24 protein-coding genes and 1 pseudogene are annotated in these 26,143 nt (G+C 64.5%); 13 read left to right on the plus strand and 12 right to left on the minus strand.

What is annotated here, in order from left to right; all coding sequences use genetic code 11:
- A pseudogene (locus DRB19_RS18605) lies at window positions 1-114 on the plus strand (IS630 family transposase); the annotation flags it as partial.
- Window positions 96-437, plus strand: coding sequence for a hypothetical protein (locus tag DRB19_RS18610; protein WP_114187531.1), 342 nt, complete (start codon window positions 96-98; stop codon window positions 435-437). The pseudogene DRB19_RS18605 and the gene DRB19_RS18610, both read left to right, overlap by 19 nt.
- A gap of 56 nt (window positions 438-493) precedes the next feature.
- On the opposite strand, the gene DRB19_RS18615 is transcribed toward DRB19_RS18610, so the two are convergent.
- The 6 genes from DRB19_RS18615 to DRB19_RS30040 all read right to left on the minus strand — a co-directional run bounded on the left by DRB19_RS18615 (window position 494) and on the right by DRB19_RS30040 (window position 6,759).
- The gene (locus DRB19_RS18615) at window positions 494-2,125 is read right to left on the minus strand and encodes an HAL/PAL/TAL family ammonia-lyase (protein WP_114187532.1); all 1,632 of its coding nucleotides are present in this window, start codon (window positions 2,123-2,125) and stop codon (window positions 494-496) included.
- Window positions 2,126-2,217: 92 nt separating this feature from the next.
- On the minus strand, window positions 2,218-3,297 hold the full coding sequence (locus DRB19_RS18620; protein ID WP_114187533.1) for a sn-glycerol-3-phosphate import ATP-binding protein UgpC: 1,080 nt from the start codon (window positions 3,295-3,297) through the stop codon (window positions 2,218-2,220).
- 108 nt (window positions 3,298-3,405) lie between these two features.
- Window positions 3,406-4,251, minus strand: coding sequence for a sn-glycerol-3-phosphate ABC transporter permease UgpE (gene ugpE, locus DRB19_RS18625; protein WP_114187534.1), 846 nt, complete (start codon window positions 4,249-4,251; stop codon window positions 3,406-3,408).
- On the minus strand, window positions 4,251-5,132 hold the full coding sequence (ugpA, locus tag DRB19_RS18630) for a sn-glycerol-3-phosphate ABC transporter permease UgpA (protein WP_114187535.1): 882 nt from the start codon (window positions 5,130-5,132) through the stop codon (window positions 4,251-4,253). The genes ugpE and ugpA overlap by 1 nt, the downstream gene beginning before the upstream one ends.
- Before the next feature lie 126 nt (window positions 5,133-5,258).
- The gene (gene ugpB / locus DRB19_RS18635; RefSeq protein ID WP_114187536.1) at window positions 5,259-6,569 is read right to left on the minus strand and encodes a sn-glycerol-3-phosphate ABC transporter substrate-binding protein UgpB; all 1,311 of its coding nucleotides are present in this window, start codon (window positions 6,567-6,569) and stop codon (window positions 5,259-5,261) included.
- Window positions 6,559-6,759: a hypothetical protein gene (locus DRB19_RS30040; RefSeq protein WP_147021851.1), complete on the minus strand. Its 201-nt coding sequence runs from the start codon at window positions 6,757-6,759 to the stop codon at window positions 6,559-6,561. Before DRB19_RS30040 ends, ugpB begins: the two co-directional genes overlap by 11 nt.
- A gap of 20 nt (window positions 6,760-6,779) precedes the next feature.
- On the opposite strand from DRB19_RS30040, the gene DRB19_RS18640 reads away from it, so the two are divergent.
- Entirely contained in the window at window positions 6,780-7,487 is a 708-nt protein-coding gene (locus DRB19_RS18640; protein WP_114187537.1) for a hypothetical protein, read from the plus strand.
- A gap of 13 nt (window positions 7,488-7,500) precedes the next feature.
- Here DRB19_RS18640 and DRB19_RS18645 read toward each other — a convergent pair whose 3' ends face one another.
- Window positions 7,501-8,706: an NAD(P)/FAD-dependent oxidoreductase gene (locus DRB19_RS18645; protein WP_114187538.1), complete on the minus strand. Its 1,206-nt coding sequence runs from the start codon at window positions 8,704-8,706 to the stop codon at window positions 7,501-7,503.
- Entirely contained in the window at window positions 8,703-9,131 is a 429-nt protein-coding gene (locus DRB19_RS18650) for an Lrp/AsnC family transcriptional regulator (protein WP_114187539.1), read from the minus strand. Before DRB19_RS18650 ends, DRB19_RS18645 begins: the two co-directional genes overlap by 4 nt.
- A 117-nt stretch (window positions 9,132-9,248) precedes the next feature.
- Here DRB19_RS18650 and DRB19_RS18655 point away from each other — a divergent pair, with 117 nt between their 5' ends.
- From DRB19_RS18655 to DRB19_RS18665, 3 genes are all read left to right on the plus strand, one after another.
- Window positions 9,249-10,382 (plus strand): saccharopine dehydrogenase family protein, encoded by a 1,134-nt coding sequence (locus DRB19_RS18655; RefSeq protein ID WP_114187540.1) that lies wholly within the window; start codon window positions 9,249-9,251, stop codon window positions 10,380-10,382.
- A gap of 212 nt (window positions 10,383-10,594) precedes the next feature.
- Window positions 10,595-12,160 carry an L-piperidine-6-carboxylate dehydrogenase gene (gene amaB, locus DRB19_RS18660; protein WP_245439651.1) on the plus strand — a complete coding sequence of 522 codons (1,566 nt, stop codon included), beginning with the start codon at window positions 10,595-10,597 and terminating at the stop codon, window positions 12,158-12,160.
- Between the two features lie 87 nt (window positions 12,161-12,247).
- Entirely contained in the window at window positions 12,248-13,927 is a 1,680-nt protein-coding gene (locus DRB19_RS18665) for a thiamine pyrophosphate-binding protein (protein ID WP_114187541.1), read from the plus strand.
- Window positions 13,928-14,059: 132 nt separating this feature from the next.
- Here DRB19_RS18665 and tal read toward each other — a convergent pair whose 3' ends face one another.
- Together tal and DRB19_RS18675 are read right to left on the minus strand one after the other, a co-directional pair.
- On the minus strand, window positions 14,060-15,025 hold the full coding sequence (gene tal, locus DRB19_RS18670) for a transaldolase (protein WP_114187542.1): 966 nt from the start codon (window positions 15,023-15,025) through the stop codon (window positions 14,060-14,062).
- 30 nt (window positions 15,026-15,055) lie between these two features.
- Window positions 15,056-15,985 carry a LysR family transcriptional regulator gene (locus tag DRB19_RS18675; RefSeq protein WP_308494307.1) on the minus strand — a complete coding sequence of 310 codons (930 nt, stop codon included), beginning with the start codon at window positions 15,983-15,985 and terminating at the stop codon, window positions 15,056-15,058.
- Between the two features lie 124 nt (window positions 15,986-16,109).
- Here DRB19_RS18675 and DRB19_RS18680 point away from each other — a divergent pair, with 124 nt between their 5' ends.
- The 5 genes from DRB19_RS18680 to mmsB all read left to right on the plus strand — a co-directional run bounded on the left by DRB19_RS18680 (window position 16,110) and on the right by mmsB (window position 20,539).
- Window positions 16,110-17,606: a CoA-acylating methylmalonate-semialdehyde dehydrogenase gene (locus tag DRB19_RS18680; protein WP_114187543.1), complete on the plus strand. Its 1,497-nt coding sequence runs from the start codon at window positions 16,110-16,112 to the stop codon at window positions 17,604-17,606.
- A gap of 97 nt (window positions 17,607-17,703) precedes the next feature.
- Entirely contained in the window at window positions 17,704-18,855 is a 1,152-nt protein-coding gene (locus tag DRB19_RS18685) for an isobutyryl-CoA dehydrogenase (protein ID WP_114187544.1), read from the plus strand.
- Complete coding sequence (locus DRB19_RS18690; RefSeq protein WP_114187545.1) at window positions 18,852-19,223, plus strand: DUF5367 family protein; 372 nt, start codon at window positions 18,852-18,854, stop codon at window positions 19,221-19,223. The genes DRB19_RS18685 and DRB19_RS18690 overlap by 4 nt, the downstream gene beginning before the upstream one ends.
- The gene (locus tag DRB19_RS18695) at window positions 19,220-19,645 is read left to right on the plus strand and encodes a DUF4267 domain-containing protein (RefSeq protein WP_114187546.1); all 426 of its coding nucleotides are present in this window, start codon (window positions 19,220-19,222) and stop codon (window positions 19,643-19,645) included. Before DRB19_RS18690 ends, DRB19_RS18695 begins: the two co-directional genes overlap by 4 nt.
- Window positions 19,646-19,648: 3 nt before the next feature.
- Window positions 19,649-20,539 (plus strand): 3-hydroxyisobutyrate dehydrogenase, encoded by an 891-nt coding sequence (gene mmsB / locus DRB19_RS18700; protein ID WP_114187547.1) that lies wholly within the window; start codon window positions 19,649-19,651, stop codon window positions 20,537-20,539.
- Here the strand turns inward: mmsB and DRB19_RS18705 are convergent, their stop codons facing one another.
- Window positions 20,540-21,670 (minus strand): FAD-dependent oxidoreductase, encoded by a 1,131-nt coding sequence (locus DRB19_RS18705; protein ID WP_114187548.1) that lies wholly within the window; start codon window positions 21,668-21,670, stop codon window positions 20,540-20,542.
- A gap of 127 nt (window positions 21,671-21,797) precedes the next feature.
- On the opposite strand from DRB19_RS18705, the gene DRB19_RS18710 reads away from it, so the two are divergent.
- Window positions 21,798-23,009: a peptide ABC transporter permease gene (locus tag DRB19_RS18710; protein ID WP_114187549.1), complete on the plus strand. Its 1,212-nt coding sequence runs from the start codon at window positions 21,798-21,800 to the stop codon at window positions 23,007-23,009.
- 95 nt (window positions 23,010-23,104) lie between these two features.
- Window positions 23,105-24,274 (plus strand): M20 aminoacylase family protein, encoded by a 1,170-nt coding sequence (locus DRB19_RS18715; RefSeq protein ID WP_114187550.1) that lies wholly within the window; start codon window positions 23,105-23,107, stop codon window positions 24,272-24,274.
- A gap of 51 nt (window positions 24,275-24,325) precedes the next feature.
- On the opposite strand, the gene DRB19_RS18720 is transcribed toward DRB19_RS18715, so the two are convergent.
- Window positions 24,326-26,014, minus strand: coding sequence for an L-lactate permease (locus DRB19_RS18720; RefSeq protein ID WP_114187551.1), 1,689 nt, complete (start codon window positions 26,012-26,014; stop codon window positions 24,326-24,328).
- Between the last annotated feature and the right edge of the window lie 129 nt (window positions 26,015-26,143).

Here is a 26,143-nt window from a genome sequence, read left to right on the forward strand (position 1 = left end):
TTCACGTCCTACAAGGACATCCTCGATCACTGTTGTGCAGCGTGGAACAAGCTCACGGATCGACCCTGGACGATCATATCCCTCGGCCTGCGGGAGTGGGCGCACCGGTTCTGATCAGCGGGACTTGGTATAAGTCGCGAGCCATTCTCCTCCCGGCTTTTGCCCTCGCGCTCGGCGCCGGTTTCTTGTCCGCACCCGAAGCTCAGGCCCGTTTCAACGCAGCGCAGCTGGAAACGCCCTCGCTTGTGGAGGATGTGCAGTGCGTGACCCGTCGCATCCGCACCGTGCGCCCGAATGGCCGCGTCGTCTATCGGACCGTGCGCAATTGCGGCGTGGGCCCGCGGGCCTGGCGCGGCGATCGATGCCGCGTGGTGCGCGAGCGGGTCTACCGTCCGAACGGCAATGTGATCGTTCACAGCGTCCGCCGCTGCCGCTGAGCGGCCATTCGTTTCAAGCTTCGAAGGCCCGGTGATGCCGGGCCTTTTTCGTAGTCTTACTCCAACGAGCCGATGGCGCTTTCGACCGCCTCCACGACAGCGCCCGAGCGCACAAGGTCGAGGGCCTGGCGCATCTCGGTTGCGTACCAGCGATCCCCGTCGAGGGCCGGCGGAATGACCGCCCGAATGGCCTCCATGGCCGCCTGAGATCCCTTGCCGAGCGGAAAGTCCTTCGCCAGCGGCTCCACGAGCGTGAGCGCCTGCGCGGCCATCAGCAACTCGCCGGCGACGATCTGCTCCACGTTCTCTACGATGGAGCGCGCCTTGCGTCCGCACCAGGTGGAATTGGAGATATGATCCTCGGCGTTCGACTTGCCTGGAATGGAGTCGACGGAACCTGGCGTGGAGAGGCTCCTGTTTTCCATCACAAGGGCCGACATGGAGCACTGGACCGTTGCAAAGCCCGTATTGAGCCCGCGCTTGCCGGCCAGAAGATTGCGCGGCAACCCGTAGGACATGGTCGGGTCCACGAGGCGCGCGAGACGCCGCTCGGAGATGGAGCCGAGATCCGTCATGGCGATGGCCAGCACATCCATGGCCTGCGCCACGTACTGCCCGTGGAAATGCCCGCCCGAGATGGACACGTAACTGCCTTGGCCGTCATCGAAGATCAGCGGATTGTCGGTAGCGGAATTCATCTCCGTTCCGATGATCCGCTCCACGTATTCCACCGCCTCGACGGCAGGTCCATGCACCTGTGGGGTGCAGCGCAGGGAATAGACGTCCTGAACGCGCGGACTTGCGGGCGTGCCGGGCTGGCGCGGCTCGTCCGGAAACACCACGTCGCGCGCGGCCTGCGAGCACCGCCTGGTGCCGTCCAGGATCCTCAGCAGGTTGCGGGCGACCCGCGCCTGCCCCGGATGCGGACGGGCCTTGTGCACGCGAGGATCGAACGCTGCGAGTTCGCCGCGCATGGCCTCCAGCGACAGGGACATGGCGATGTCCGCGTGTTTGAGGATGCGGCGCGCATCATAGGTTGCCAGCGCCCCGAGGGCGAGCGACGTGGTCGAGCCGTTGATGAGCGCCGAGGCGTCCTTTGCGCCAAGCTCGAAATCAGGACTGAACCCGGCTTTGGCGATGGCGTCCCGGGCCGGCATGCGCCGCCCCTTGTAGATCATCTCGGCTTCCGCAAAGCCGCAGACCGCGCCGGCCATGTGCGCGAGCGGCGCGAGGTCGCCCGATGCGCCTACGGAACCCCTTTGGGGAATGACGGGATGCAGGCCCGCGTTGAGGAACTCGATGAGCCGCTCGACAAGTTCAACGCGCGGACCGGAATAGTTCGACGCGAACGCGTTGGCGCGAAGCAGCATCATGGCGCGGGTCACGTCCTCGGAGAATGGCTCGCCGACGCCCGTGGCGTGGGCATAGACAGTCTTGCGCTGATACTCCTCCATGTCGGCGATCAGGACGCGCTGGTCCTTGAACAGTCCGACGCCGGTGTTGAAGGCGTACATCAGCGGCGCGTCGTCATGCATCCAGGTCTTGTCGATAAAGGCCCGCGTGGCCGCGATGCGCTCGCGCGCCTCCGGATGCAGGGCCGCCTTCTCGAAGCGGCCGTTGCCGTTGGGGCGCGCCACACGCGCCACATCCCGGATTTTCAGCTTTATCCCGTCGACCTTGATCGCCATCGCCTTTTCCTCTTGTCCAATCGAGGGATAACGAGGCTGAACTTCGGGCGCAACCGCGTTGTGGCGCGGCTCCGCGAGGGCTCAGGCGACGATCAGACGCGCCCGAGGCGCTTCGTCGTCTGCGGATCGAACAGGTGAACGTTGCCTGGATCGATGGACAGGGGCAGCGTGCGGATATCCGCCGGGATCTGTCCCGTGGAGGCTTGCACGACGAAATCGGCGCCTCCGACTTTGCCGTGGAAAAGCTGGGTCGCGCCGAGCTCCTCCACGAAGTCCACGGCCATGGTCAGGTTGCTGGCGCCGGTGGCGGTGCCGGCCTGGACATCCTCGGGCCGCAAGCCGACCTCGATGGCCGAGCCGGGGCTCAAACCGTCCCGCATGTCCGTGACGGAGAGCACTTGACCGCCCACGGAGACGCGGCCAGGGCCTTCCACCTGGCCGGGAAGGATGTTCATGGGCGGGGAGCCGATGAAGGTCGCGACGAACCGGGTTTCCGGACGGCGGTACACGTCCGCCGGCGCGCCCACCTGTTCGATCTGGCCGCCACTCATCACCACGAGCTTGTCCGAGAGCGTCATCGCCTCGACCTGATCGTGGGTCACGTAGATCGACGTCACGCCGAGCGCGCGCTGGAGACGCTTGATCTCGACGCGCATCTGCACGCGCAGTTTGGCGTCGAGGTTCGAGAGCGGCTCGTCGAACAGGAACACCTGGGGCTTGCGCACGATCGCGCGGCCCATGGCGACGCGTTGACGCTGGCCGCCCGACAGGGCGCGGGGCTTGCGGCTCAGGAACGGCTCGATCGCCAGGATGCGGGCCGCCTCATTGACGCGCTTTTCGATCTCGTCCTTGGGCGTGCCGCGATTCTTCAGGCCATAGGCCATGTTGTCGTAGACGCTCATATGCGGATAGAGCGCGTAGTTCTGGAACACCATCGCGATGTCGCGGTCGGCCGGCTCGACTTCGTTCACTACGCGGTCGCCGATCTGAACCGTGCCGCCCGAGATGGTCTCAAGCCCCGCCACCATGCGGAGAAGCGTGGACTTGCCGCAGCCCGAGGGGCCGACCAGCACGCAGAAAGAGCCGTCCTCGATGTTCAGGGATACGCCTTTTACGGCTTCCACATTCCCCGCATAGACCTTCCGCACCGTATCGAGCGTCACGCCTGCCATTTGTTTATTCCTTCACTGCGGCCCGTGCGCTCATGAGGCACTGGGGTTTATTCTTGTTCACTGGGTTTGCCCTCCTGCACGGGAGGGCGATGCGCGAGATACCGCGCATCACTTCTCCGTTTCGACGAGGCCCTTCACGAACAGCCGTTGCATGAACACCACCACGAGAACTGGCGGCACCATGGCCAGAACGGCAGTCGTCATGGCGATCTGCCACTCGGTCAGCGCGTCCGTCGTCGTGATCATTTTCTTGATGCCGATGACGATGGTCTGCATGGAACTCTGCGTCGTAATCAGCAGGGGCCAGAGGTACTGGTTCCAGCCATAGATGAACTGGATCACGAACAGAGCCGCGATGGTCGTCATCGACAGGGGAAGGAGCGTGTCCTTGAAGAACCGGAATGGTCCCGCGCCGTCGATCTTAGACGCTTCCAGAAGCTCGTCGGGGATCGTCATGAAAAACTGCCGGAACAGCAGCGTACCGGTCGCTGACGCGATGAGAGGCAGGACGAGGCCCGTATAGGTATCGAGCATGCCGAGATCGGCCACGATCTTGTAGGTCGGGTAGATGCGCACTTCGACCGGCAACATCAGGGTGATGAAGATGACCCAGAATGCCGTCTTGCGGAACGGGAACTTGAAGTACACCACCGCGTAGGCCGACAGGACGGAAATCAAGATTTTCCCGATTGCGATGCCTAGCGCCATGATCATCGAGTTGAACATCATCATACCCACGGGCTCGCGCGCATGCACGCCGCCGTAAAACAGCGCCCGCGGGTAGTTGACGGCGGCCTGGTCGCCCGGAAGGAGGGGCATGTTGCCGTTGATGATGGTGGCCGCATCGAAGGTCGACGCCATGATGGCGAGATAGACCGGGAACACCACGATGACGATGCCGAGGGCCAGCGTCAGATAGGCCATGAAATCGCGGAAAGGACGATTCTCAACCATCAGTATTGCACCTTGCGCTCGACATAGCGGAACTGGACAGCCGTCAGGGCAATGACGATGACCATGAGGATCACCGACTGGGCGGCCGAGCCTCCCAGGTCGCCTCCGAGGCGGCCGTCCGCGTAGACCTTGTAGACGAGAGTGGTGGTCTGTCCGGCGGGACCGCCGCCCGTCACCGCGTCGATGATGCCGAAAGTATCAAAGAACACGTAGACGATGTTGACCACCAGGAGGAAGAACGTGGTTGGCGACAGAAGCGGGAAGATCACCGTCCAGAAGCGGCGCAGCGGGCCCGCGCCGTCGATGGCCGCCGCCTCGATCACGCTCTTGGGGATCGATTGCAGGCCGGCCAGGAAAAACAGGAAGTTGTAGCTGATCTGCTTCCAGGTGGCGGAGAGCACCAGCAGGGTCATGGCGTGGTTGGCGTTGAGCATCGGGTTCCAATCGATGCCGACCGCCTTGATGGGCCGAGACAGCGTTCCCAGGGTCGGGTGGAACATGAAGATCCACAGCACGCCCGCGATGGCCGGGGCGACCGCATAGGGCCAGATCAGCAGGGTCTTGTAGGCTTGGCCGCCGCGCAGGTTCTTATCGGCCTGGGTGGCCAGCAGCAGGGAGCAGCCGAGGGAGAAAAACGCCACCAGGGACGAGAAGATCACCGTGGTGACCATCGCCCGGTAATATTCGGGCTGCTCGAACAGCGAGACGTAGTTCTCGAAACCGACGAACTCGGACGAAAGACCGAAAGCGTCTTCTCGCAGGAATGACTGCCAAATGGCCTGGGATGCCGGCCAGTAAAAGAAAATGATGGTGATCGCCATCTGCGGAACAATCAGCAGAAGGGGCAGCATCCAACCTGAAAAATGGGCTCGTTTTTCCATCGTGCGTACGGCTGTCCGATGAGGGGTGGCAGATGACGGCGGCGACCGGCCTGCGGTGGGTCTTTATAAGATCATCCCGGGCAGCGCCGAGCTGCCCGGGATGAAGTTCGTAACGTCAGACAGAACTCAGCGGCTGACGGAGCGCTCGAACTGGCGCAGGATCTGGTTGCTGCGGGTCACAGCGGAGTCCAGCGCGTCCTTGGCGGGCTTCTGGCCGGCCAGAGCAGCTTCCATCTCCTCCGAGATCACGTCGCGGATCTGAACCATGTTGCCGAAGCGCAGGCCGCGGGAGTTTTCGGTCGGCTCCTTGTTGGTGAGCTCAATCAGCGGGGTCTGGAGGACCGGGTTCTTCTCGTAGAAGCCCGAAGCCTTGGTCTTCTCGTAAGCCGCCTTGGTGATCGGCAGGTAGCCCGATTCCTGGTGCAGCTTGGCCTGACGATCCGTATCGGACAGGAAGGTGAAGAACTTGGCGACGCCTTTGTACTCGTCAGCCGACTTGCCGCCCATGACCCATAGGGAAGCGCCGCCGATGATGGAGTTCTGCGGAGCGCCCTGGACGTCTGGGTAGTACGGCATCGGCACGGACGTGAAGTCGAACTTCGCGTTGGCCTTCACGTTGCCGTAGAAGCCCGAGGAGGTCAGGAAGATCGCGCATTCGCCCGAGGTGAAGCGGCCTTCGCTCTTCGAGTCGCGGCCCGAGTAGTCGTAGGTCTTGTCCTTCTGCAGGTCGATGAGGTTCTGCAGGTGCTTCACATGCGCCGGCGAGTTGAACTTCATCTCCGTGTCGAAGCCATCGAGGCCGTTGGCCTTGGTGGCCATCGGGATGTTGTGCCAAGCCGAGAACTGCTCGACGTTGGCCCAGCTCGCCCAGGCGTTGCTGAACCCGCAGGTGTTGTGGCCGGCAGCCTTCAGCTTCTTGGCGGCATCGAACACTTCCGGCCAGGTCTTCGGAATCTCGTTGACGCCGGCCTTCTTCAGCTCGTCCTTGTTGATCCACATGACCATGGAGGAGGAGTTGAACGGGAAGGAGAGCATCTCGCCCTTGGCGGTGGAGTAGTAACCAGTGATCGCTGGCAGGTAGCTCTTCGGATCGAATTTCTCGCCGGCGTCAGCCATCAGCTGGTGGACCGGCTTGATGGCGCCCTTGGCGCCCATCATGGTCGCGGTGCCAACCTCGAAAACCTGCAGGATGTGCGGGGCATTGCCAGCGCGGAAGGCCGCGATGCCGGCGTTCAGGGTGTCGGCGTACTGGCCCTTGTAGCTGACGACGACCTTGTAGTCCTTCTGGGAGGCGTTGAACTCCTCGGCCAGCCGGTTCACGACGTCATTGTTGGCGCCTGTCATGGCGTGCCACCACTGGATCTCGGTCTGCGCGAAAGCAGACGTGCTCGCCGCAAGGCCGACGGCCAGGGCGGCGAGGAAGGACTTATTCTTCATGATCAATCTCTCCCATATTCATCCCGTCTGGGACGTTCTTGTCGTTCATCACCCTTGAGCAAAGCCCGGATGACATTTCAATGACAAAAACATGACAATCATAGCCGGCTCCAAAATGGAAGCCCTTTCGACGAAAAGGCTTAACGATGCTGGTGGGAACAGGCTTGAGCAGCCGTTCTTTGAGGTCCATATCGCAACGGAAAGACTCACATGCCCCGCATCGTCACGGCTCTGTTCCAGGATCAGGCCAAAGCTCAGCAGGCCCTCCAGGCTCTCATGGGGACAGGCGTCGCCCAGTCCCACGTCACGGCCATCGGGTTTACGGAAGGACGGGAGGTCTCGTCCATTTCGGGCTTTCGCACCCTGTCGGCCCAGGACGATTCCCGGGCCGGTCTCTATGACCTGAACCTCCCGGCGTCGGACCTGCGCCTCTTCGAGCAGGGATTGCACAGGGGCTGCTCCCTGATCGCCGCTCGGGTCGACCAGCAGAATTTCGAAGAGGCCATTCGGGTCCTCGAAATGTTCGATCCGGTCGACCTTGACCGTGACAGCCGCGAATGGGCGCAGTCCAACGGATCCGATCAGGCGGGAGGCGATGTGGGCGCTCCGCTGGCCGCCGGCATCACCGGCGGCTCGACCGCAGGCGGCACCAATACCAGCGCCCTGCCGGGCATGGGCCAGATGACGGAGGCAGCCGACGATCTCGGGACCGCGGACCTGAGGACCGACGAGACGGCGCAGCCCGGCATGGGGGCTGGCACCACGACCGGAACGGCCGGTCGGCGCGACGATGCGCGGGCCGACCGGGAGGGCGTGAACGAACTCGCCCTCGAGTCCAATCCGCCAGGAGCCCAATCGGGCTTTCTCCAGCGCCACATGAACCGGGGCGGCCGGGTTTGGGCCTACGGGTCGGACTAAGGGGCCCCAACCTCTAGATCACGTTGCGCTCCAGGAGGGGACGGTTGGAGATAACCCGCTCGTAGCCGAGCTCGGACAGGTCCAGGGTCCGGTACTGCCCATAGATGATCAGCTCCGCCAGGGCACGTCCCACGGCCGGAGCTTGTTGAAGGCCATGGCCCGAGAACCCGTTGGCAAGGTAGAAGTTTTCGACGTCGCCAGCACGCCCGATGATCGCGTTATGGTCGAGCAGGCACATGTCGTAGGGGCCTGACCAGGCGCGGCCGGGCTTGATAGCCTCGAAGGCGGGCACCCGGTGGGCAAGCGCCGGCCAGATGAACTCCTCGAAGAACGAATGGTCGATCTCCTGCGATGACGGATCCTCGTCGTGCCAGTCCTGGTCCAGATCCGCCTCGGGCGACGCGCCGCAGATGAAACCCTCGCCTTCCGGTCGCACATAGGCGCCCGACGTGTCGATGAGGAGCGGGCAGTTTTCGACCTTGTCCCGGCACGTGAAGGTGAACACGTAGCGGCGCTTGGCCTGAACGGGGATGTCGAGCCCGGTCATGGCGGCGAGCGCCCGTCCGCCCGACCCGGCGCAGTTGATCAGCGCCCCGCAGGCGATGCGCGTGCCGTCCTTGAGGCGCACGGCCACGACCCTGAGGCCGTCACGCTCCACCTCGGTCACCTCGCCCTTCAGGTATTCCGCCCCGAGGGAGCGCGCCTTCTTGCGGAAGGCCTGGAGCAGACCCCAACCGTCGAACCACCCTTCGCCGGAGCGACCCCATGCGCCTGCGCTCAGATCCTCCACATTGAGCCAGGGAAAGCGCGCCTTCAGGGCGGCTGGATCCATCAGCAGGATGTCCGCGCCCTCGGCCGCCTGGAGCACATGGTTCTCGGTCAGGATCGACGCGCCCGCCTCTGAAGCGCAATAGAGATATCCACCCTCCTTCAGGTCGATCTGGGGACGCTCGCCCTCCACTTCGAGATGGTGGCCGATATTGCGCAGGAACTGGATTCCGAAAAGGGAGATCCGGATGTTCACCGCGCTGGAATATTGCTGTCGAATGGAGGCCGCGGACAGGGCGGAAGCCGAGAGTTGGTAGGTGGGGTCCTTTTCGATGACGATGACGCGGCCCTTGAAGTCCGGGTTGGACAACAGGTGATAGGCCGTGGAGGAGCCCATGACGGCGCCGCCGACGATTACGACGTCGGCCATGGAAGGTGCGGTGCTGGTCATCGTTCGAACTTCGTTGACAGGATGATGGAGGACTGCGTGCGCTCGACGCCCTCGAGCGCGCCAATCTTGTCGATGGCGGCATCCAGGGAGGGAACGTCCTCGGCCTCTACCACCGCCAAAAGATCAAAGACACCCGCAACCGAATAAAGGGCGCGCAATTCTGGCATGCGCTGGAGCGCAGACACCACGGCGGCCGAAGCTTTCGGGGCCGCCACGATGGTGACGTGAGCGCGCACCATGCGGCGGCTGATCTCCTCGGCGAGGCGAGCCGTGTAGCCGACGATGATGCCTCGCCGCTCCAAACTCTCGACCCGCGCTTGAACGGTGGTCCGGGACAAATTGAGCCTCCTGGCCGCCTCCGCATGTCCGATGCGAGCATTCTCTCGCAGAAGCGCAATCAGGGCACGATCGGTGGCGTCGAGCATCACATTGACCAGTTTTGGTGGCGAAACGCCGAAACCTACTGGGCTTTCCGTCAACCTGTCTATGGCGTTCTGCAGAGCTTTGCCGTTTTCTCCTGAACATCATCCAGGGAGGACTTCATGAATTCCATTCTCGTCATCGGCGCGGGCAAGATCGGCTCCACCATTGCGGACATGCTCCATGAGACGGGCGACTATGCCGTGACGGTGGCGGACAGCTCCGCGGCGGCCCTGGAGGCGGTGGCGCGGGACGGGGTCAAGACGATCCAGCTCGACTTCAATGACGCGGTCGCCCTCCAGTCCGCCCTCAAGGGTCACTATGCGGTCCTGAGCGCCGCTCCCTACCACCTGACCGGCCATGTGGCGCAGGCCGCCCGCCTTGCAGGCGTCAACTACTTCGACCTCACCGAGGACGTTGCCACCACCCGCATGGTGAAGGAACTGGCCGAGGAGGCCACCACGGCGTTCATCCCTCAGTGCGGCCTCGCTCCGGGCTTCATCTCGATTGTCGCCCACGACATCGCGCGCCGTTTCGACAAGCTCGACACCGTGCGCCTGCGCGTGGGCGCGCTGCCGCAATATCCGTCGAATGCCCTGTCCTATAACCTCACCTGGAGCACGGACGGCGTCATCAACGAGTATATCGAGCGCTGCGAGGCCGTGGTCGACGGCAAGCTCCGGGAGGTCCCGGCCATGGAGGAATTGGAGGAGTTCTCCCTCGATGGCACCCGCTATGAGGCGTTCAACACCTCCGGCGGCCTCGGCACCCTGTGTGAAACCCTCGACGGCCAAGTCCGCAGCCTGAACTACAAGACCATCCGATATCCGGGCCACTGCGCCCTGATGCGGGTTCTCCTCAACGACCTGCAGCTGCGAAACCGCCGCGAGGTCCTGAAGGACATCCTGGAGAACGCCGTTCCGGCCACCATGCAGGACATGGTCATCGTGTTCGTGACGGTGACCGGCGAGCGCGGCGGACGCCATGTTCAGGAAACCTATGCCCGCAAGATCTACGGCCAGACGGTCGGGGGCGTCCAGCGCACCGCCATTCAGGTGACGACCGCCGCCGGAATCTGCGCCATGCTCGACCTGCTGGTCGAGGGCAAGCTGCCGCAGCAGGGCTTTTGCCGTCAGGAGGAGATCGATCTCGACACGTTCATGGCCAACCGCTTCGGCCGGGTCTATTCGGGCGAGCTCCTGGAGGAACAGGAAGGCACGGCGGCCAAAAAGATCCGTCTCGACGCTGTTGCATGAGGATCCGGACTAAGCTCCCCTTCCGGCGGAAGCGGGAGCTTAGTCCGGCATTGTTCCGAATTCGCATGACCTTATTCGGGAAAAGCAGTTCCCACATTTCCCGGAGATGCTTTAAGACAGAGGCACGAAGGCCACCGCCGTCTTGTCCAACGACACGCGAGGGTGGAGGGCTCACATGAGAGCCCGAGCCCGCATCCCCATGGGAGATTGACATGTCCGCGCGCGATCAAGCCGCCCTCAAAACCGTTCCCGCCACGCCCGTGACCGCTGCCGCGGAAGCGCGCGCGATCCTGGCGCGTCTCGGCGTTCCCGACAGCGCTTTCGCGGCCGGCGGCCGGCCCGCCGTCTCGCCCATCACGGGCGAGACCATCGTTGAAGTTCGGGAGACCACTCCCGACGAAGCCAAGGCCGCCATCGGCCGGGCAGACGCCGCCTTCAAGGCTTGGCGTAAGGTTCCAGCTCCCAGGCGCGGCGAGTTCGTACGCCTGATCGGCGAGGAGCTGCGCGCCGCCAAGGACGATCTCGGCCGCCTCGTGACGCTGGAGGCCGGCAAGGTCACGTCCGAGGGCCTCGGCGAGGTCCAGGAGATGATCGACATCTGCGACTTCGCGGTCGGCCTCTCGCGCCAGCTCTACGGCCTGACCATCGCGACCGAGCGCGCCGACCACCGCATGATGGAAACCTGGCATCCGCTCGGCGTCTGCGGCGTAATCTCGGCCTTCAACTTCCCCGTGGCCGTGTGGTCCTGGAACGCGGCGCTCGCCTTCGTGTGCGGCGACTCCGTGGTGTGGAAGCCCTCCGAGAAAACCCTTCTGACCGCCCTTGGCACCCAGGCCATCGTCGAGCGCGCCGCCAAGTGCTTCGGTGGCGTGCCGGAGGGCCTGTCGGAAGTCCTGCTCGGCGGCCGGGAGGTCGGCGAGATCCTGGTGGAGGATCACCGGGTGCCGGTTCTGTCCGCCACCGGCTCCACGGCCATGGGCCGTCAGGTCGGTCCCAAGCTCGCCGAGCGCTTTGCCCGCGCCATCCTGGAGCTTGGCGGCAACAACGCCGCCATCGTGTCGCCCTCCGCCGATCTCGACCTCGCCTTGCGCGGCATCGCGTTCGCCGCCATGGGCACGGCGGGCCAGCGCTGCACGACCCTGCGCCGCCTCTTCGTGCACGAGAGCGTCTACGACCGGCTCGTGCCGCGCCTCAAGAAGGTCTATTCGAGCGTCAAGATCGGCGATCCCCGCGCCGAGGGCACCCTCGTTGGTCCACTGATCGACAAGTCGGCCTTCGACGGCATGGAGCGGGCGCTCGATGAAGCCCGCGCGGCGGGCGGCACGGTGCATGGGGGCGGCCGTTTCACCGACGGTGAATGCGCCAACGGCTACTATGCCCGTCCGGCCCTGGTCGAAATGCCGGAGCAGACCGGTCCGGTGCTGCGCGAGACCTTCGCGCCAATCCTGTACGTGATGCGCTACTCGAACTTCGACGACGTGATCGAGAATCACAACGCGGTGGGCGCAGGCCTCTCGTCCTCGATCTTCACCCTCGACATGCGCGAGGCCGAAACTTTCATCTCGGTGGCGGGCTCGGATTGCGGCATCGCCAACGTCAATATCGGCCCGTCCGGTGCCGAGATCGGCGGGGCCTTCGGCGGCGAGAAGGAAACGGGCGGCGGCCGCGAGGCGGGCTCGGACGCGTGGAAGGCCTATATGCGCCGCGCCACCAACACCATCAACTACGGCGCCACGCTTCCGCTCGCCCAGGGCGTGAAGTTCGACGTCGACGCCTGATCGGCTGCACAGAGCGCCAATCCGAGCGGAGAGCATAACTGCTCTCCGCTTCTCCTTGTCAGTTTACCTCAAAATCGCGAGCCTTCCATGAAAGCGCCCTCCCGCACCGGCGGCCAGATCCTTGTCGATCAACTTCTCGTCCATGGAGTCGATCACATCTTCTGCGTGCCGGGCGAGAGCTATCTGGCGGCGCTCGACGCGCTCCACGACGCCGACATCAACGTGACCGTCTGCCGCCAGGAGGGCGGCGCAGCCATGATGGCGGAGGCTTACGGCAAACTCACCGGCCGTCCCGGCATCTGCTTCGTGACCCGTGGTCCTGGAGCCACCAACGCCTCGCCCGGCATTCATATCGCCAAGCAGGACTCGACCCCGATGATTCTATTCGTCGGCCAGATCGAGCGCGGCATGCGGGAGCGCGAGGCGTTCCAGGAGCTTGACTACCGCGCCGCTTTCGGCCCGCTTGCCAAATGGGCCACGGAAGTCGACGATCCGGCGCGCTTTCCTGAAGTGATCTCCCGAGCTTTCCACGTGGCCACATCCGGTCGTCCAGGCCCGGTGGTGATTGCCCTGCCGGAGGATGTGCTGACCGAAATGGCGGACGTGGCCGACGCGCCGCGTTATCAGACGATCGAAACCCACCCGTCCCTAGGACAGATGGCCGAATTGCAGAAGCTCCTGCATGGAGCGGAGCGGCCAGTCGTTCTGCTGGGCGGCAGCCGCTGGTCCGAAACGGCCGTGCAGCGTTTCGTGCGATTCGCCAAACGGTTCGACCTGCCGGTGGCCTGCACGTTCCGCCGCCAGATGCTCTTTCCGGCCGACCATGCATCCTACATCGGCGATCTCGGCCTCGGCGTTAATCCGAAGCTGCTGGCGCGCATCAAGGATGCGGACCTCATCTTGCTCGTGGGAGGACGCCTGTCGGAGATCCCGAGCCAGAGCTTCACGCTCGTCGACATCCCCTCGCCGCGCCAGAAGCTGGTGCATGTGCACCCCGATCCGAGCGAGCTCGGGCGCATCTACAGCCCGCATCTGGCAATCAATGCCTCGCCTGTGGCTTTCACGGCGGCATTGGAAGGCGTGCATCCTGCGGCATCCCTCCCCTGGAGCGAGGGCACGAAGGCGGCTCATGATAATTATCTCGCATGGAGCGATCCGAAATCCATTCGCCACGCTGGCCAGTTCCAGATGGGCGAGGTGATGGCGCATCTGCGCGAGACGCTTCCGGCTGAGACGATCTACTGCAACGGCGCGGGCAACTTCGCCACCTGGGTTCACCGGTTCTGGCCCTTCCGGAAATACGGGACGCAGCTTGCCCCCACGTCCGGCTCCATGGGCTATGGGGTTCCGGCGGCGGTCGGCGCAAAGCGCATTCAGCCGCAAAGCCCCGTGGTGGTGTTTGCCGGCGACGGCGACTTCCTCATGAACGGGCAGGAATTCGCCACCGCGGTGCAGTACGATCTGCCGATCCTGGTGATCCTGCTCGACAACGGCATGTACGGCACGATCCGCATGCACCAGGAGCGGGAATATCCTGGCCGCGTCTCGGCCACGAACCTGAAGAACCCGGACTTCGCGGCCTACGCCAAGGCTTTCGGCGGATATGGCGAGCGTGTGGAGCGCACGGAGGACTTCGCGCCGGCTCTCGAGCGCGCGCTAACGTCTGGCAAGCCCGCGATCCTGCATTGCCTGCTCGATCCAGAGGCGATCACGCCGGCCATGTCGCTCTCGGCAATCCGCGAGAAGGCGCTGGCGGAGAAGAAGTAACAGCCGGATAAAGCGCGTGTCATCCCGGACGCGGCGTAGCCGTGATCCGGGATCGTAAGACGGGTAAAGCGCCTTATTCTGCAGACGATCCCGGGTTCCGTTGGCGCGACCCCGGGATGACAGTTCCTCGATTTAAGCCGCTTTCGCCTCGTCAAGGCGCTGCGCCACGAGCATCCGCAAGGAGCGCAGGTCCTTCACGAAGGACCGGATGCCCTCGGCGAGCTTCTCGGTCGCCATGGCGTCCTCGTTGAGGGCGTAGCGGAAGCTCTTCTCGTCGAGACGGGTCGGAACCGGGATCTTCTCGGCGTTGTCGGGCGAGAGCTTGCGCGGCAGGTCGCCCTCGGCCTTGGCGAGCTCGTCGAGGAGCGCAGGCGAGATGGTGAGACGGTCGCAGCCGGCCAGCGCTTCGATCTCGCCGACGTTGCGGAAGGATGCGCCCATGACCACGGTCCTAATCCCTTGCGCCTTGTAGGACGCATAGATGTTGCGCACCGAGATGACGCCCGGATCCGTCTCGCCCGTGTAGGGTCCGCCGCCGGCCTTCACATGCCAGTCAAGGATGCGGCCCACGAAGGGCGAGATGAGGAACACGCCTGCCTCAGCACAGGCCTGGGCCTGAACCTGGCTGAACAGGAGGGTCAGGTTGCAATCGATACCCTCTTTCTGCAGCACCTCGGCGGCGCGGATACCTTCCCAGGTGGAGGCGATCTTGATCAGGATGCGCTCGCGCCCGATGCCGCGCTCCTCGTAAGCCTTGATGATGGCGCGCGCCTTGGCAACGGTGGCCTCGGTGTCGAACGACAGGTCTGCGTCCACTTCCGTCGAGACACGGCCCGGCACGATGCCGGCAAGCTCAGCCCCGAAGGCGATCGCGAGACGGTCGCAGATGGCCTCGACCGCGTGCGAACCGCCCTGGCCGCGCCCCCAGGTCAGGGCCTCTTCCAGGATATGCGCATAGGCCGGGGTTTCGACCGCCTTGAGCAGCAGGGTCGGATTGGTGGTGCAGTCCTGCGGCTTAAGACGGCGAACCGCGTCGAGATCGCCCGTATCGGCGACCACCACCGTCATGGCGCGCAATTGGTCAAGCTTGGAGGGCATCGGTAACTCCGTGAATGTGTTGCGCCAGCCTTAAACTGTCTCGCCTGTCCCGTGAAGACCAACGCCTGTCACAGGAACAGGGTCCGGTTGGCTTTGACGCGCCCGAGAATGAACCCGTGCACCTCCTCGACACGACGCAGGTTGCGCACCTCCGCGTGCATGACGATCCAGTAGGTCCGCAGGAAAAAATAACGAGGGCGCCACCACCTGCAGCTCCGGGAACTGGCGGATCGCGTAGTCGTGCAGCACGCCGACGCCGAATCCTGCCCGCACCGCCTCGAGCTGGGCCACCACGCTGGCGCATTCGTAGCGGCGGGAGGTGTACTTCTCCAAGCCCGAGAAATAGTCGAGCGCCGAGCTGTAGAGCAGGTCCGGCACATAGGACACGATGGTTTTTCCCGCGAGATCCGCCGGGTCGGCGATGGGACCGTGGCGATCAAGATACACCTTCGAGGCGTAGAGCCTGAGCCGGTAATCCGTGAGCTTGCGGGACACGAGACGGCCCTCGGTCGGCTGCTCCAGGGTGATGGCGATGTCGGCCTCCCGCTTCGACAGGGAGAAGGTGCGCGGCAGAGCCACGAGCTGGAGCGTGAGATCGGGATGCTGCTCCGCCAGGGCTCCGAGTTCCGGGGCCAGGAAATAGGTGCCGAGCCCGTCCGGTGCGCCGATCCGCACGGTGCCCGAGAGCGCCAAGTCTGATCCACCGACTTCGCTCGCCACCGCAAGCGCTTGAGTTTCCATGCTCTCAGCCTTGGCGAGCAGTCGCTCACCCTGCTCGGTCAATGCGTAGCCTTGCGGTTTGCGCTCGAAAAGTTTGGTCTTCAGCGCGTTCTCAAGAGCCGAGATGCGGCGTGAAACCGTGGTATGATCGGCCTCGAGACGACGGGCGGCGACCGTGAGGCGGCCTGCGCGGGCCACCGCCAGGAAAAAGCGCAGGTCGTCCCAGTCGAATGCACTCACCTGCCCGCCCGTGAGTTCATATTGGCATTTTCGCACAACGCTACTTCGCATTCACCCATAGTCGTGCGATTTCGACAATGATAGAAGGGGCGGCATCAAAAACACCCTCAAGAGGAGAAACGCCATGCGCGAAGTCGGACACTTCATCGGCGGCAAGCACGTGCCGGGCAAGTCGGGCCGGACCACTGACTTCTTCCAACCCATGACCGGCGAGGTCATCGGCAAGGTTGCGCTGGCGTCCAAGGACGAGTTGCATCAGGCGGTGGAAGTCGCCAAAACCGCGCAGCCTGCATGGGCCGCCACCAACCCGCAGCGCCGCGCCCGCGTGATGATGCGGTTCCTCGAGCTCATCGCCCAGGAAACCGACTCGCTTGCCGAATTGCTGGCCCGCGAGCACGGCAAGACGATTTCGGACGCCAAAGGCGACATCCAGCGCGGCGTTGAAGTTGCCGAATTCTGCACCGGCATCCCGCACCTGCTGAAGGGCGAGTTCACGGAAGGCGCAGGTCCCGGCATCGACATGTATTCGATCCGCCAGCCGCTGGGCGTCGTGGCGGGCATCACACCCTTCAACTTCCCGGCCATGATCCCGCTCTGGAAGCTCTCTCCGGCGATTGCCTGCGGCAACGCCTTCATCCTCAAGCCGTCCGAGCGCGCCCCCGGCGTGCCGCTGCGCCTCGCCGAACTCATGATGGAAGCGGGCCTGCCGGCCGGCATTCTCAACGTGGTCAACGGCGACAAGGAATCGGTGGACGCCATTCTCGACGACCGCGACATCCATGCGGTGGGCTTCGTGGGCTCCTCGTCGATTGCCGAATACGTCTATTCCCGCGCTGCCGCCAACGGCAAGCGCGCCCAGTGCTTCGGCGGCGCGAAGAACCACATGATCATCATGCCGGACGCCGATCTCGATCAGGCGGCGGACGCGCTCATCGGTGCGGGCTACGGCTCGGCTGGCGAGCGCTGCATGGCGATCTCCGTGGCGGTGCCGGTTGGAAAGAGCACGGCAGACGCCCTGATGGATCGCCTAATCCCGCGGGTCGAGAGCCTGAAGGTCGGACCGTCCACCGATCCGAGCGCCGATTTTGGCCCCCTCGTCACCCGCGCCCATCTCGACAAGGTGCGCTCCTATGTGGACCTCGGCGTCCAGGAAGGCGCGAAGCTCGTAGTCGATGGCCGTAACTTCAAGATGCAGGGCTACGAGAACGGCTTCTACATGGGCGGCTGCCTCTTCGACGATGTGAAGGCCGACATGCGCATCTACAAGGAAGAGATCTTCGGCCCCGTTCTGTCGGTCGTCCGCGCCAAGGACTACAACGACGCGCTGCGCCTTCCCACCGAGCACGAATACGGTAACGGCGTTGCGATCTACACCCGCGACGGCGACGCCGCCCGGGATTTCGCCTCCAAGGTGAATGTGGGCATGGTGGGCATCAACGTGCCGATCCCGGTGCCGCTGGCCTACTACACCTTCGGCGGCTGGAAGCGCTCCGGCTTCGGCGACCTCAACCAGCACGGCCCCGACGCGATCCGGTTCTACACCAAGACCAAGACCGTCACGTCCCGCTGGCCGTCCGGCATCAAGGACGGTGCCGAGTTCGTCATCCCGACGATGCAGTAATTATTCACGAGAAAGGCCGGGCTCGCTCCCGGCCTTTCTCGCTCTAGATCGAAAGTATGGGTGCACGAATGCACTCAGGCATGACGATTTAGGCATCATGAATCAGTTCTCCCTCACAGACGACCAAATCGCCGTTCGCGACATGGCCCTCGACTTCGCGGCCGAGAAACTCGCGCCCCATGCACTCGAATGGGATGAGAAAAAGCATTTTCCTGTGGACGTGATGCGCGAGGCGGCGGCCTTGGGCATGGCGGCGATCTATACCCGCGACGACGTGGGCGGATCGGGCATGACGCGCCTCGATGCGGCTTTGATCTTCGAGGCGCTGGCGACCGGGTGTCCGGCCGTGTCGGCGTATCTGTCCATTCACAATATGGTCGCCTGGATGATCGACCGCTACGGCTCCGAGGAGCAGCGTCAGCGCTTCCTGCCGAGCCTGTGCACCATGGACCTGATCGGCAGCTATTGCCTGACCGAGCCCGGCTCCGGCTCGGACGCGGCGGCGCTCAAGACCCGCGCGGTACGCGACGGCGACCACTACGTGGTCAACGGCGTCAAGCAGTTCATCTCAGGCGCGGGCACCTCGGACATCTACGTCACCATGGTGCGCACCGGCCAGGAAGGCCCGTCCGGCATTTCGACCCTGGTGATCGAGAAGGACATGCCCGGCGTTTCCTTCGGCGCCCAGGAAAAGAAGATGGGCTGGAACGCCCAGCCCACCGCCGCGGTGATCTTCGAGTACGTGCGCGTGCCGGTCGCCAACCGGCTGTCGGATGAGGGCATGGGCTTCAAGATCGCCATGTCGGGCCTCGACGGCGGACGAATCAATATCGGCGCCTGCTCGCTCGGCGGCGCGCAGGCCGCCCTCGACAAGGCGCTCGCCTACACGGCCGACCGCAAGGCCTTCGGCAAGAGCATTTCCGATTTTCAGGCAACCCAGTTCCAGCTCGCCGACATGGCGACGGAACTCGAAGCCGCCCGCACGTTCCTGTGGCGCGCGGCATCCGCCCTCGATGCCAAGTCCCTCGACGCCACCAAACTCTGCGCCATGGCCAAGCGCATGGCGACGGATCGGGGTTTCGAGATCGCCAACCAGGCGCTCCAGCTTCACGGCGGCTACGGCTATCTGGCCGATTACGGCGTCGAGAAGATCGTCCGGGATCTGCGCGTGCATCAGATCCTCGAGGGCACCAACGAGATCATGCGCCTGATCGTGGCGCGAAGCCTCGTCGGTCGGGGCAACCGGTGACTTTCAGGGCAATCGTCCTGGGCTTGGCCCTCACCGGGGTGATCCTGGCCGTGTTCCATCTCGCCGGTCCCTGGTTTTTCGTCGATGGCCGCAGGCCGTTCCAGGTCAACTTCACAGTCGGGGCCGCGCTCGGTCTGCTGCTCGGTCTCGTGGTCCCTCGCCTCATCCGTGCGCCATCGAAGCACGCTGTGTCCGCGATGGCTCTGGCGGCCGTTCCGGGCATGTTGGTCATGGCGGCCATCGGGTCCCACTTCGCGGTGTTCTTTCCGCGCCTCGATCCAGCCCTCGACAAGGTGTTCGGGTCGCTGATGCTGTGGTTTTACGGCTTCTCGCTTGCCGGAACCCTGTGGGTGGCGCGGCGCGCATGAGACGCGGGAGCGAGCGCGCGGGACTGCCGTTGAGCGAGCCCAGCATCTGGCTCGTGCTGGCGCTGTCGGGCGTGTTCGTCCTGCTGGGCCTGCTCTTCGTGTTTGCCCCACGCCCAAGCGCAGCCCTGTTCGGCATTCCGGTCTCTGAAGGCCCGGGACTATCCTATGTGTCGGCCATCGGCCTGCGCGATCTTGCCTTCGGGTTCTACCTGTTCGCTCTGTCGCGCCTCTCAGGCCGCCGCACCGTCGGCGTGATCCTGGCGCTGACCGTTCTGATCCCGGCAGGCGACGTGTTCATCGTATTTCTGGAGCGCGGTTTCGAGAGCCCCCAACATCTCCTGCTGCATTCGGGCAGCAGCATCGTCATGGCGGCAAGCTCGATCTGGCTGCTCATCGGCTCAAAACATCAACGGGAGGATTAATCCATGACCACCATCGGCTTCATCGGCCTCGGCCATATGGGCGGCCCCATGGCGGCCAACTTGGTCAAGGCGGGACACCAGGTCATCGGCTTCGATCTCGTGCCGGCCTCCTGCGATCAGGCCCGCGCAGACGGCATCACGGTCGCAGGCTCGGCGCAGGATAGCGTGCGGGATGCCGACGTGGTCATCACCATGCTGCCCGCCGGCAAGCACGTGCTCTCGGTCTGGTCCAGCATCCTGCCGGTCGTGAAGCCGGGTGCGCTTGTGATCGACTGCTCCACCATCGACGTGGACAGCGCCCGCAGGGCCCACGGGCTCGCAGGCGAGCAGGAGCGGAACCTCCTGTCGTTGGACGCGCCGGTCTCCGGCGGCGTCGGCGGCGCGAAGGGCGCGACGCTGACCTTTATGGCCGGCGGCGCGGCGGATGCCTTCGAGCGCGCGGAGCCGATCCTGTCCCAAATGGGCAAGAAGGTGGTCCATTGCGGCGAGGCGGGGGCCGGACAGGCGGCCAAGATCTGCAACAACATGATCCTCGGCATCTCGATGATCGGCGTGGCGGAAGCGTTCGTGCTGGGCGAGAAACTAGGATTGTCGCATCAGGCGCTGTTCGACGTGGCCTCGACCGCGTCGGGCCAGTGCTGGTCGCTCACCACCTATTGTCCGGTGCCCGGGCCGGTGCCGACATCGCCCGCCAATAACGGCTACAAGCCGGGTTTCGCCGCGGCCCTGATGCTGAAGGACCTGAAGCTCGCCCAGGAGGCGGCGAATTCCTCCGGCGCGACCACGCCGCTGGGCGCGGAAGCCGCACAGCTCTACGCCCTGTTCAACAATGCGGGCCACGAGGGCGACGATTTTTCTGGCATCATCAATTTCCTGCGGGGACAACGGGCCTGATCATGAAAACCGGCGCATGAATCGCCGGTCGAGCCAGTCCTTCAGCCGCCACGCCCAGCGGCCCTCGAAAGCCAGCCATCGGCCGCGTCCGCCGATGGCTTGGCCGTCTCCCGTGCCGATCAGCACCAGGTGGCGGCGCTGGGGGATATAGGTTTCCAGCGCCTCCCCCCGCAGGGCGCGGCGGAGATTGCGGGCAAGAACCGGCCCCTGCCGAACGGCGAAGACTCCGGCTTTGGGCCGGGGATGCCCGAGCATCGTGGCGCAGTCTCCGGCGGCAAACACCGCTTTGTCGTTCAGAACCTGCAGGGTCGGTCCAACCGCCAGAAAGTCCTTCTCATCCTTGGCGAGGCCACAGTGCTGGAGCGCGGGCGGCGGAGCCGCCTGGGTCGAGACGAGCACCCGGTCGGCCGGAATGCGACGGCCTCCGGCAAGAGTTATGCCCTGCGGATCAACGGCAATGGCCGCGCAACCTGCCCAAACCTTGATGCCCCGGCGCTCCAGCGCCCTTTCGACGCGCCTGCGCATGCGAGAGTTGATCTCCGGCGCGGCGCTCGCGCTGACGAGAGTCACCTCGATGCTGCTCCCGACCTTGGCCCGCAGCGATGAAGAGACCGCAAAGGCAAGGCAGATTCCGGCCACTCCTCCACCGACGATGACGATCCGGCGCGGTCCATCGGGCTTGTGCGCGTCCTGGACGAGTTGGTCCCATTTCGGCAGCAGATCCCCGATGGGCTTGACCGCAAGAGCGTGTTCTTCCGCTCCCTCAAGATCGGACAGGTCTGGCGTGATGCCGATATTGATTGACAGAATATCGTAAGAGATCGTGCCGCCGCCGCGAAGGCGAACCTGCCCGGCATCCCGATCAAAGCTAATGGCCTCGTCCTGGATCAGGACCGCGCCGCATCGCCGGGCCAACCGCTCCAGATCAATGTGCAGGGCGTCGCGAGGGTAGAACCCGGCCATGTGGCCCGGCAGCATGCCCGAATATGGCGTGAGCCGGTCCTTGGCGACCAGGGTCAGGCGGGTTCCAGGCTCCGGCCTGCGGGCGAAGGCCTGCAGCACAAGCACATGAGCGTGTCCTCCGCCTACGAGGACGAGGTGCTTTTCGGGCCGGGACCGGGTACGTTCCATGGGTGCGAGGATTTGAAAAGACAGCGAAATGGGCTGAGAGGTGTTGCAAGACACCTACAGCTTTTGGGGACTTCGTCCATTAGTCTCCGGACTCACGATCGCTCAACCTCCGATTGCCGAAGTCCCCATGGCTCGACCCACATCCCTCACGGCCGACCCTTCCGCCGACGCCGCAGCCATCCTGCGGCGGGTCGGCTTCGCGATCCTGTTCTTCGCCATACCCTTAAGCGCCCTTTTCGCCAGGCGCGCCGTCGTGGCCCTGGCGCCTGTGGCGGTGGTTCTGCTGATTCTCGCCTCCGTGATCGATGGTCGCACCAAGCACCTGGGCGAGAAGGTCAGGATCGTGGTCGGCTCGCCGGGCGGCATGGCAGGCGCGGTCCTCCTGCTCTGGACAGCCCTCTCGCTGCTCTGGACGCCCTTCATGTCGGAAGCCTCTGAGCGGCTCCTCAACATCGCCACCATGGCTCTCATGGCGCTTGCGGGCTATCTGGCCCTCCCGGACCGGATGCGGTCCGCCAATCTTTACATTCTGCCCGTGGGCGTCGGCCTTGCGGCCCTGACCGGGATGGCGATGGCGTTTCGGGGAACCGGCCCTCAGGACCCGGATGGTCAAAGCATCGAGCGCGGCATGATCGTGCTTGCCTTGATGCTCTGGCCCGCGGTGACTTGGCTCCATTCCCGCGGACGCAACCTGGAGGCGATGCTTCTCGGCATCATCGTCGCCGGCAGCGCGCTTCTGGCAAGCGATGGATCGTCTTTGCAAGGCCTGGCCGTGGGCGCCGTGATCTTCGTGGTCACAGCGGCCAGCCCCTCGTTCGGCTCCCGCCTGACAGGCTGGCTGATGGCCGGGCTCCTGCTGGTCGCCCCTGTCCTGCCGTTCATCCTGAAGCCGATGTTCGAAATCTTCCTGGGGGCACGCGCTCCTCTGGTGACGTCCCTGAACACCTGGCGCATGGTCATCCTCAACGACCCTCTGAGCCTGATCACGGGCCATGGCCTCGAGACGGCCCTGCGCGGCCGCATCATCGGCCTGGTTCCGCCGTCAGCCCCGCACACGTTCCTGTTCGAGATCTGGTACGAGCTTGGTCTCGTCGGCGCCGTGGCGGGTGCCGTGCTCCTCTACCGGTCCGTACTCGGGGCCGGCGGGCAGCGCCCCATCCTCGGTCCCGGCATCATGGCGGCCTTCGCCACGGCTTATGCGCTCGGCTGCCTCGGGATCGGGACCGCGCAGGTCTGGTGGTTCACGGCTCTTGTGGTCGTGGTGCTGATCTTCGTGGCGATCGAGCGTGGGCAGTTCCGCACGACGCGTCCGAAGGCGATCCTGCGCCGCACCCCTTGAAGGCTGCGCATACGGGCCTGTCGCCTCATCATGGTTGACGCACAGGCACTGCCTCTGCTTCGGTAAGTCCTTGAACATCTCACCAAGGGTTTTTCATGCCGATCATCAATCGTGTCGCCGATCTTGCCGATGAGATCACCGCCTGGCGCAGGGACTTCCATGAGAATCCCGAGCTGCTCTTCGACGTTCACCGGACCGCCGGGATTGTCGCCGATAAGCTGAGGGCCTTCGGTTGCGACGAGGTGGTGACCGGACTGGGCCAGACCGGCGTCGTCGGCGTCATCAAGGGCCGCGCGACCGGTTCGGGCAAGGTGATCGGCCTCCGGGCCGACATGGACGCCCTGCCCATCGTGGAAGCCACGAACGTCCCCTACAAGTCGAAAACCCCTGGCCTCATGCATGCCTGCGGCCATGACGGCCATACGGCCATGCTGCTGGGAGCCGCCAAGTACCTGGCCGAGACCCGCAACTTCGACGGAACCGCGGTGGTGATCTTCCAACCGGCGGAGGAAGGCGGCGGCGGCGGCGACGCCATGGTGAAGGATGGCCTCATGGAGCGCTTCGGCGTGCAGGAGGTCTACGGCATGCACAACATGCCGGGCATGCCGCTCGGCCATTTCGCCATCCGTCCCGGCGCCATGATGGCGGCGGCGGACCGCTTCACCATCACGATCGAAGGCAAGGGCGGCCATGCGGCCCGCCCCCATGACGGCATCGACACTGTGGTGGTCGCCGCCCATGTGATCACGTCTCTGCAGACGATCGCCTCCCGCAACGTCGATCCCCTGGAATCGGCGGTCGTGTCGGTGTGCTCGGTCAAGGCGGGCGACGCCTTCAACGTGATCCCGCAGACGGCAACGCTTCTCGGCACCGTGCGCACCCTGTCGCCTGCCGTTCAGGACCTCTGCGAGGCTCGCATCGCGACCATTGCCCAGAACGTTTGCGCCGCCTTCGGGGCGACCGCCACTGTCGACTACGTGCGCGGCTACCCGGTCACCATGAACGACCCGGCGAAGACCGCCTTCATGGTCGAGGTGGCGAAGGCCCTCGTGGGCGAGCAGGCGGTCGACACCACCCCGCCGCCCATGATGGGCGCAGAGGATTTTTCCTTCATGCTCAATGAACGGCCCGGCGCCTACATCTTCGTCGGCAACGGCGAATCCGCCGGCCTTCATCACGAGGCCTACAACTTCAACGACGAAGCGGCTCCCTATGGGGTCTCGCTCTGGGCCAAGATCATCGAGACCGGCATGCCGGCCCGATAGAAAGCCTTGCGGTCGCCGCCGGACATCGCCGGCGGCGACTGAACCCATCCGTCACTGCACGACCATGGCCGTGAACGGATACACATAGGCCTGCAACATCACGAGCCCGCCGACCAGCGACGCGAGCGCGATGGAATGCCAGAATACAAAGCGCAGGATTTCACCCTCGTGCCCGAACCAGTTGGTGGCCGTGGACGCGACCACGATGGACTGGGCGTCGATCATCTTGCCCATGACGCCGCCCGTTGAGTTGGATGCGCACATAAGGATCTCGGACAGTCCCAACTGCCCTGCTGTGATCTTCTGCAGGTTGCCGAAGAGCACGTTCGAGGCCGTGTCGGACCCGGTCAAGGCAACACCCAGCCACCCCAGCATCGCGGCGAAGAACGGGTAGAAGAACCCGGTCTGCGCAAAGGCAAGACCCAGCGTCGCGTCTACGCCGGAATAGCGGGTGAGCGTGCCGAGCGCGAGCATCGCCGCGATGGTGACCAGCGAGTAGCGCACCACCCACAGGGTTTCGCCGTAGGCCCGGATGAGCCTCAGGGGCGAGTATTTCATCACAAGACCGGACACGATGGCCGCCAGCAGGATGCCTGTGCCGGTCATGGTGAGGATGTTGAAGTTGTAGACGGCGCCCTCGGGAGTTGGCTTCGGCACCACCGGAGGCACCTTCAGCACCATGTTGTGCAGACCCTCGAACGTCCATTTCGGGAAGAACAAGGGATTGACGATATCTTTGAAGGTCTGCGTGCCCCACACGAACACGAAGGCGCAGAGGATGATCCAGGGCAGCCAAGCCCTGAAGACGACGCCGGGGCTGTGACGGGGTCTTCCCAGGCTCGCAGACGTGGATGCTGCGCCCAAAGACGATGGTCCACCCGCGGTCGCGAGTTCAGCGCCGTTGCGCAAAGCCGGGCTTGTCCAGATCGCGGCAGGATGCCAGACCTTCAGGAACGCCACCAGGCACCCCATGGACACGAGGGACGCGACGACGTCCACCAGCCACGGCCCGTGATAGTTGGAGACAACGAATTGCGGAATGGCGAAGGAGACGCCGCAAATCAGGATGGCGGGCCAGATCTGCATCATGCCGCGCCAGCCTGCGAAGGCCCAGATCAGCCAGAACGGCACGATGAGAGAGAAGAACGGGAGTTGGCGTCCCGCCATCGCCCCGAGGGCGATCGGATCGAGCCCCGTTACGGCCCCCAGCGTCACGATGGGCGTACCGAGCGCCCCATAGGCGACCGGAGCCGTGTTGGCGATCAGCGACAGGCCCGAGGCCGCAAGGGGCGAGAACCCAAGGCCGATCAGGATGGCGCCGGTCACGGCGACCGGCGTGCCGAAACCTGCCGCCCCTTCGAAGAACGCCCCGAACGCGAACGCCACCAGAAGCAGCTGCAGGCGTCGGTCCGTGGTGATGCCGGCAATCGAATCCTGCAGGGTCTGGAACGAGCCGTTCTCAACGGTCAGCCGGTAGAGAAAGATCACGTTGATGATGATCCAGCCGATGGGAAAGAGGCCGGTCAGAGCTCCGAAGCCCGCAGCCTCGAGGGCCATCATGCTGGGCATTCCGAAGGCGAAGATGGCGATCACCAGCGACAGGACAAGGGTGATGACGGCGGCGATATGAGCCTGCATCTTGGCGAAGGCGATCAGCCCCAGCAGGCAGACGATCGGCAGGGCGGCGACGATGGTCGAGATCACCGCGCTCCCGAATGGGTTGTAGACCTGGCTCCACATGGGCGCATTCCTCAAACTTACCGGCGAACCGGTTGTTCGTGCTTGAAAGCGGCCAGGCGAGCGGGTCCAGCCGCTGAAGAGGAAGTTAGGTCACCCGAGGTTGGCGCATATTGGGCTTTAGACGAAAAA

Source organism: Microvirga aerophila (assembly GCF_003332305.1).
GTDB classification, from domain to species: Bacteria; Pseudomonadota; Alphaproteobacteria; order Rhizobiales; family Beijerinckiaceae; genus Microvirga; species Microvirga aerophila.

Excerpts from the sequence above, each read along its gene's own strand:
- DRB19_RS18620 (WP_114187533.1), bottom strand. The coding sequence starts at position 3,297 with ATGGCAGGCGTGACGCTCGATACGGTGCGGAAGGTCTATGCGGGGAAT.
- mmsB (WP_114187547.1), top strand. The coding sequence starts at position 19,649 with ATGACCACCATCGGCTTCATCGGCCTCGGCCATATGGGCGGCCCCATG.
- DRB19_RS18615 (WP_114187532.1), bottom strand. The coding sequence starts at position 2,125 with ATGGCGATCAAGGTCGACGGGATAAAGCTGAAAATCCGGGATGTGGCG.
- DRB19_RS18710 (WP_114187549.1), top strand. The coding sequence starts at position 21,798 with ATGGCTCGACCCACATCCCTCACGGCCGACCCTTCCGCCGACGCCGCA.
- DRB19_RS18680 (WP_114187543.1), top strand. The coding sequence starts at position 16,110 with ATGCGCGAAGTCGGACACTTCATCGGCGGCAAGCACGTGCCGGGCAAG.
- ugpA (WP_114187535.1), bottom strand. The coding sequence starts at position 5,132 with ATGGAAAAACGAGCCCATTTTTCAGGTTGGATGCTGCCCCTTCTGCTG.
- DRB19_RS30040 (WP_147021851.1), bottom strand. The coding sequence starts at position 6,759 with ATGGACCTCAAAGAACGGCTGCTCAAGCCTGTTCCCACCAGCATCGTT.
- DRB19_RS18640 (WP_114187537.1), top strand. The coding sequence starts at position 6,780 with ATGCCCCGCATCGTCACGGCTCTGTTCCAGGATCAGGCCAAAGCTCAG.
- DRB19_RS18695 (WP_114187546.1), top strand. The coding sequence starts at position 19,220 with ATGAGACGCGGGAGCGAGCGCGCGGGACTGCCGTTGAGCGAGCCCAGC.
- DRB19_RS18650 (WP_114187539.1), bottom strand. The coding sequence starts at position 9,131 with ATGCTCGACGCCACCGATCGTGCCCTGATTGCGCTTCTGCGAGAGAAT.
- tal (WP_114187542.1), bottom strand. The coding sequence starts at position 15,025 with ATGCCCTCCAAGCTTGACCAATTGCGCGCCATGACGGTGGTGGTCGCC.
- DRB19_RS18705 (WP_114187548.1), bottom strand. The coding sequence starts at position 21,670 with ATGGAACGTACCCGGTCCCGGCCCGAAAAGCACCTCGTCCTCGTAGGC.
- ugpE (WP_114187534.1), bottom strand. The coding sequence starts at position 4,251 with ATGGTTGAGAATCGTCCTTTCCGCGATTTCATGGCCTATCTGACGCTG.
- DRB19_RS18645 (WP_114187538.1), bottom strand. The coding sequence starts at position 8,706 with ATGACCAGCACCGCACCTTCCATGGCCGACGTCGTAATCGTCGGCGGC.
- ugpB (WP_114187536.1), bottom strand. The coding sequence starts at position 6,569 with ATGAAGAATAAGTCCTTCCTCGCCGCCCTGGCCGTCGGCCTTGCGGCG.
- amaB (WP_245439651.1), top strand. The coding sequence starts at position 10,595 with ATGTCCGCGCGCGATCAAGCCGCCCTCAAAACCGTTCCCGCCACGCCC.
- DRB19_RS18720 (WP_114187551.1), bottom strand. The coding sequence starts at position 26,014 with ATGTGGAGCCAGGTCTACAACCCATTCGGGAGCGCGGTGATCTCGACC.
- DRB19_RS18715 (WP_114187550.1), top strand. The coding sequence starts at position 23,105 with ATGCCGATCATCAATCGTGTCGCCGATCTTGCCGATGAGATCACCGCC.
- DRB19_RS18685 (WP_114187544.1), top strand. The coding sequence starts at position 17,704 with ATGAATCAGTTCTCCCTCACAGACGACCAAATCGCCGTTCGCGACATG.
- DRB19_RS18655 (WP_114187540.1), top strand. The coding sequence starts at position 9,249 with ATGAATTCCATTCTCGTCATCGGCGCGGGCAAGATCGGCTCCACCATT.
- DRB19_RS18665 (WP_114187541.1), top strand. The coding sequence starts at position 12,248 with ATGAAAGCGCCCTCCCGCACCGGCGGCCAGATCCTTGTCGATCAACTT.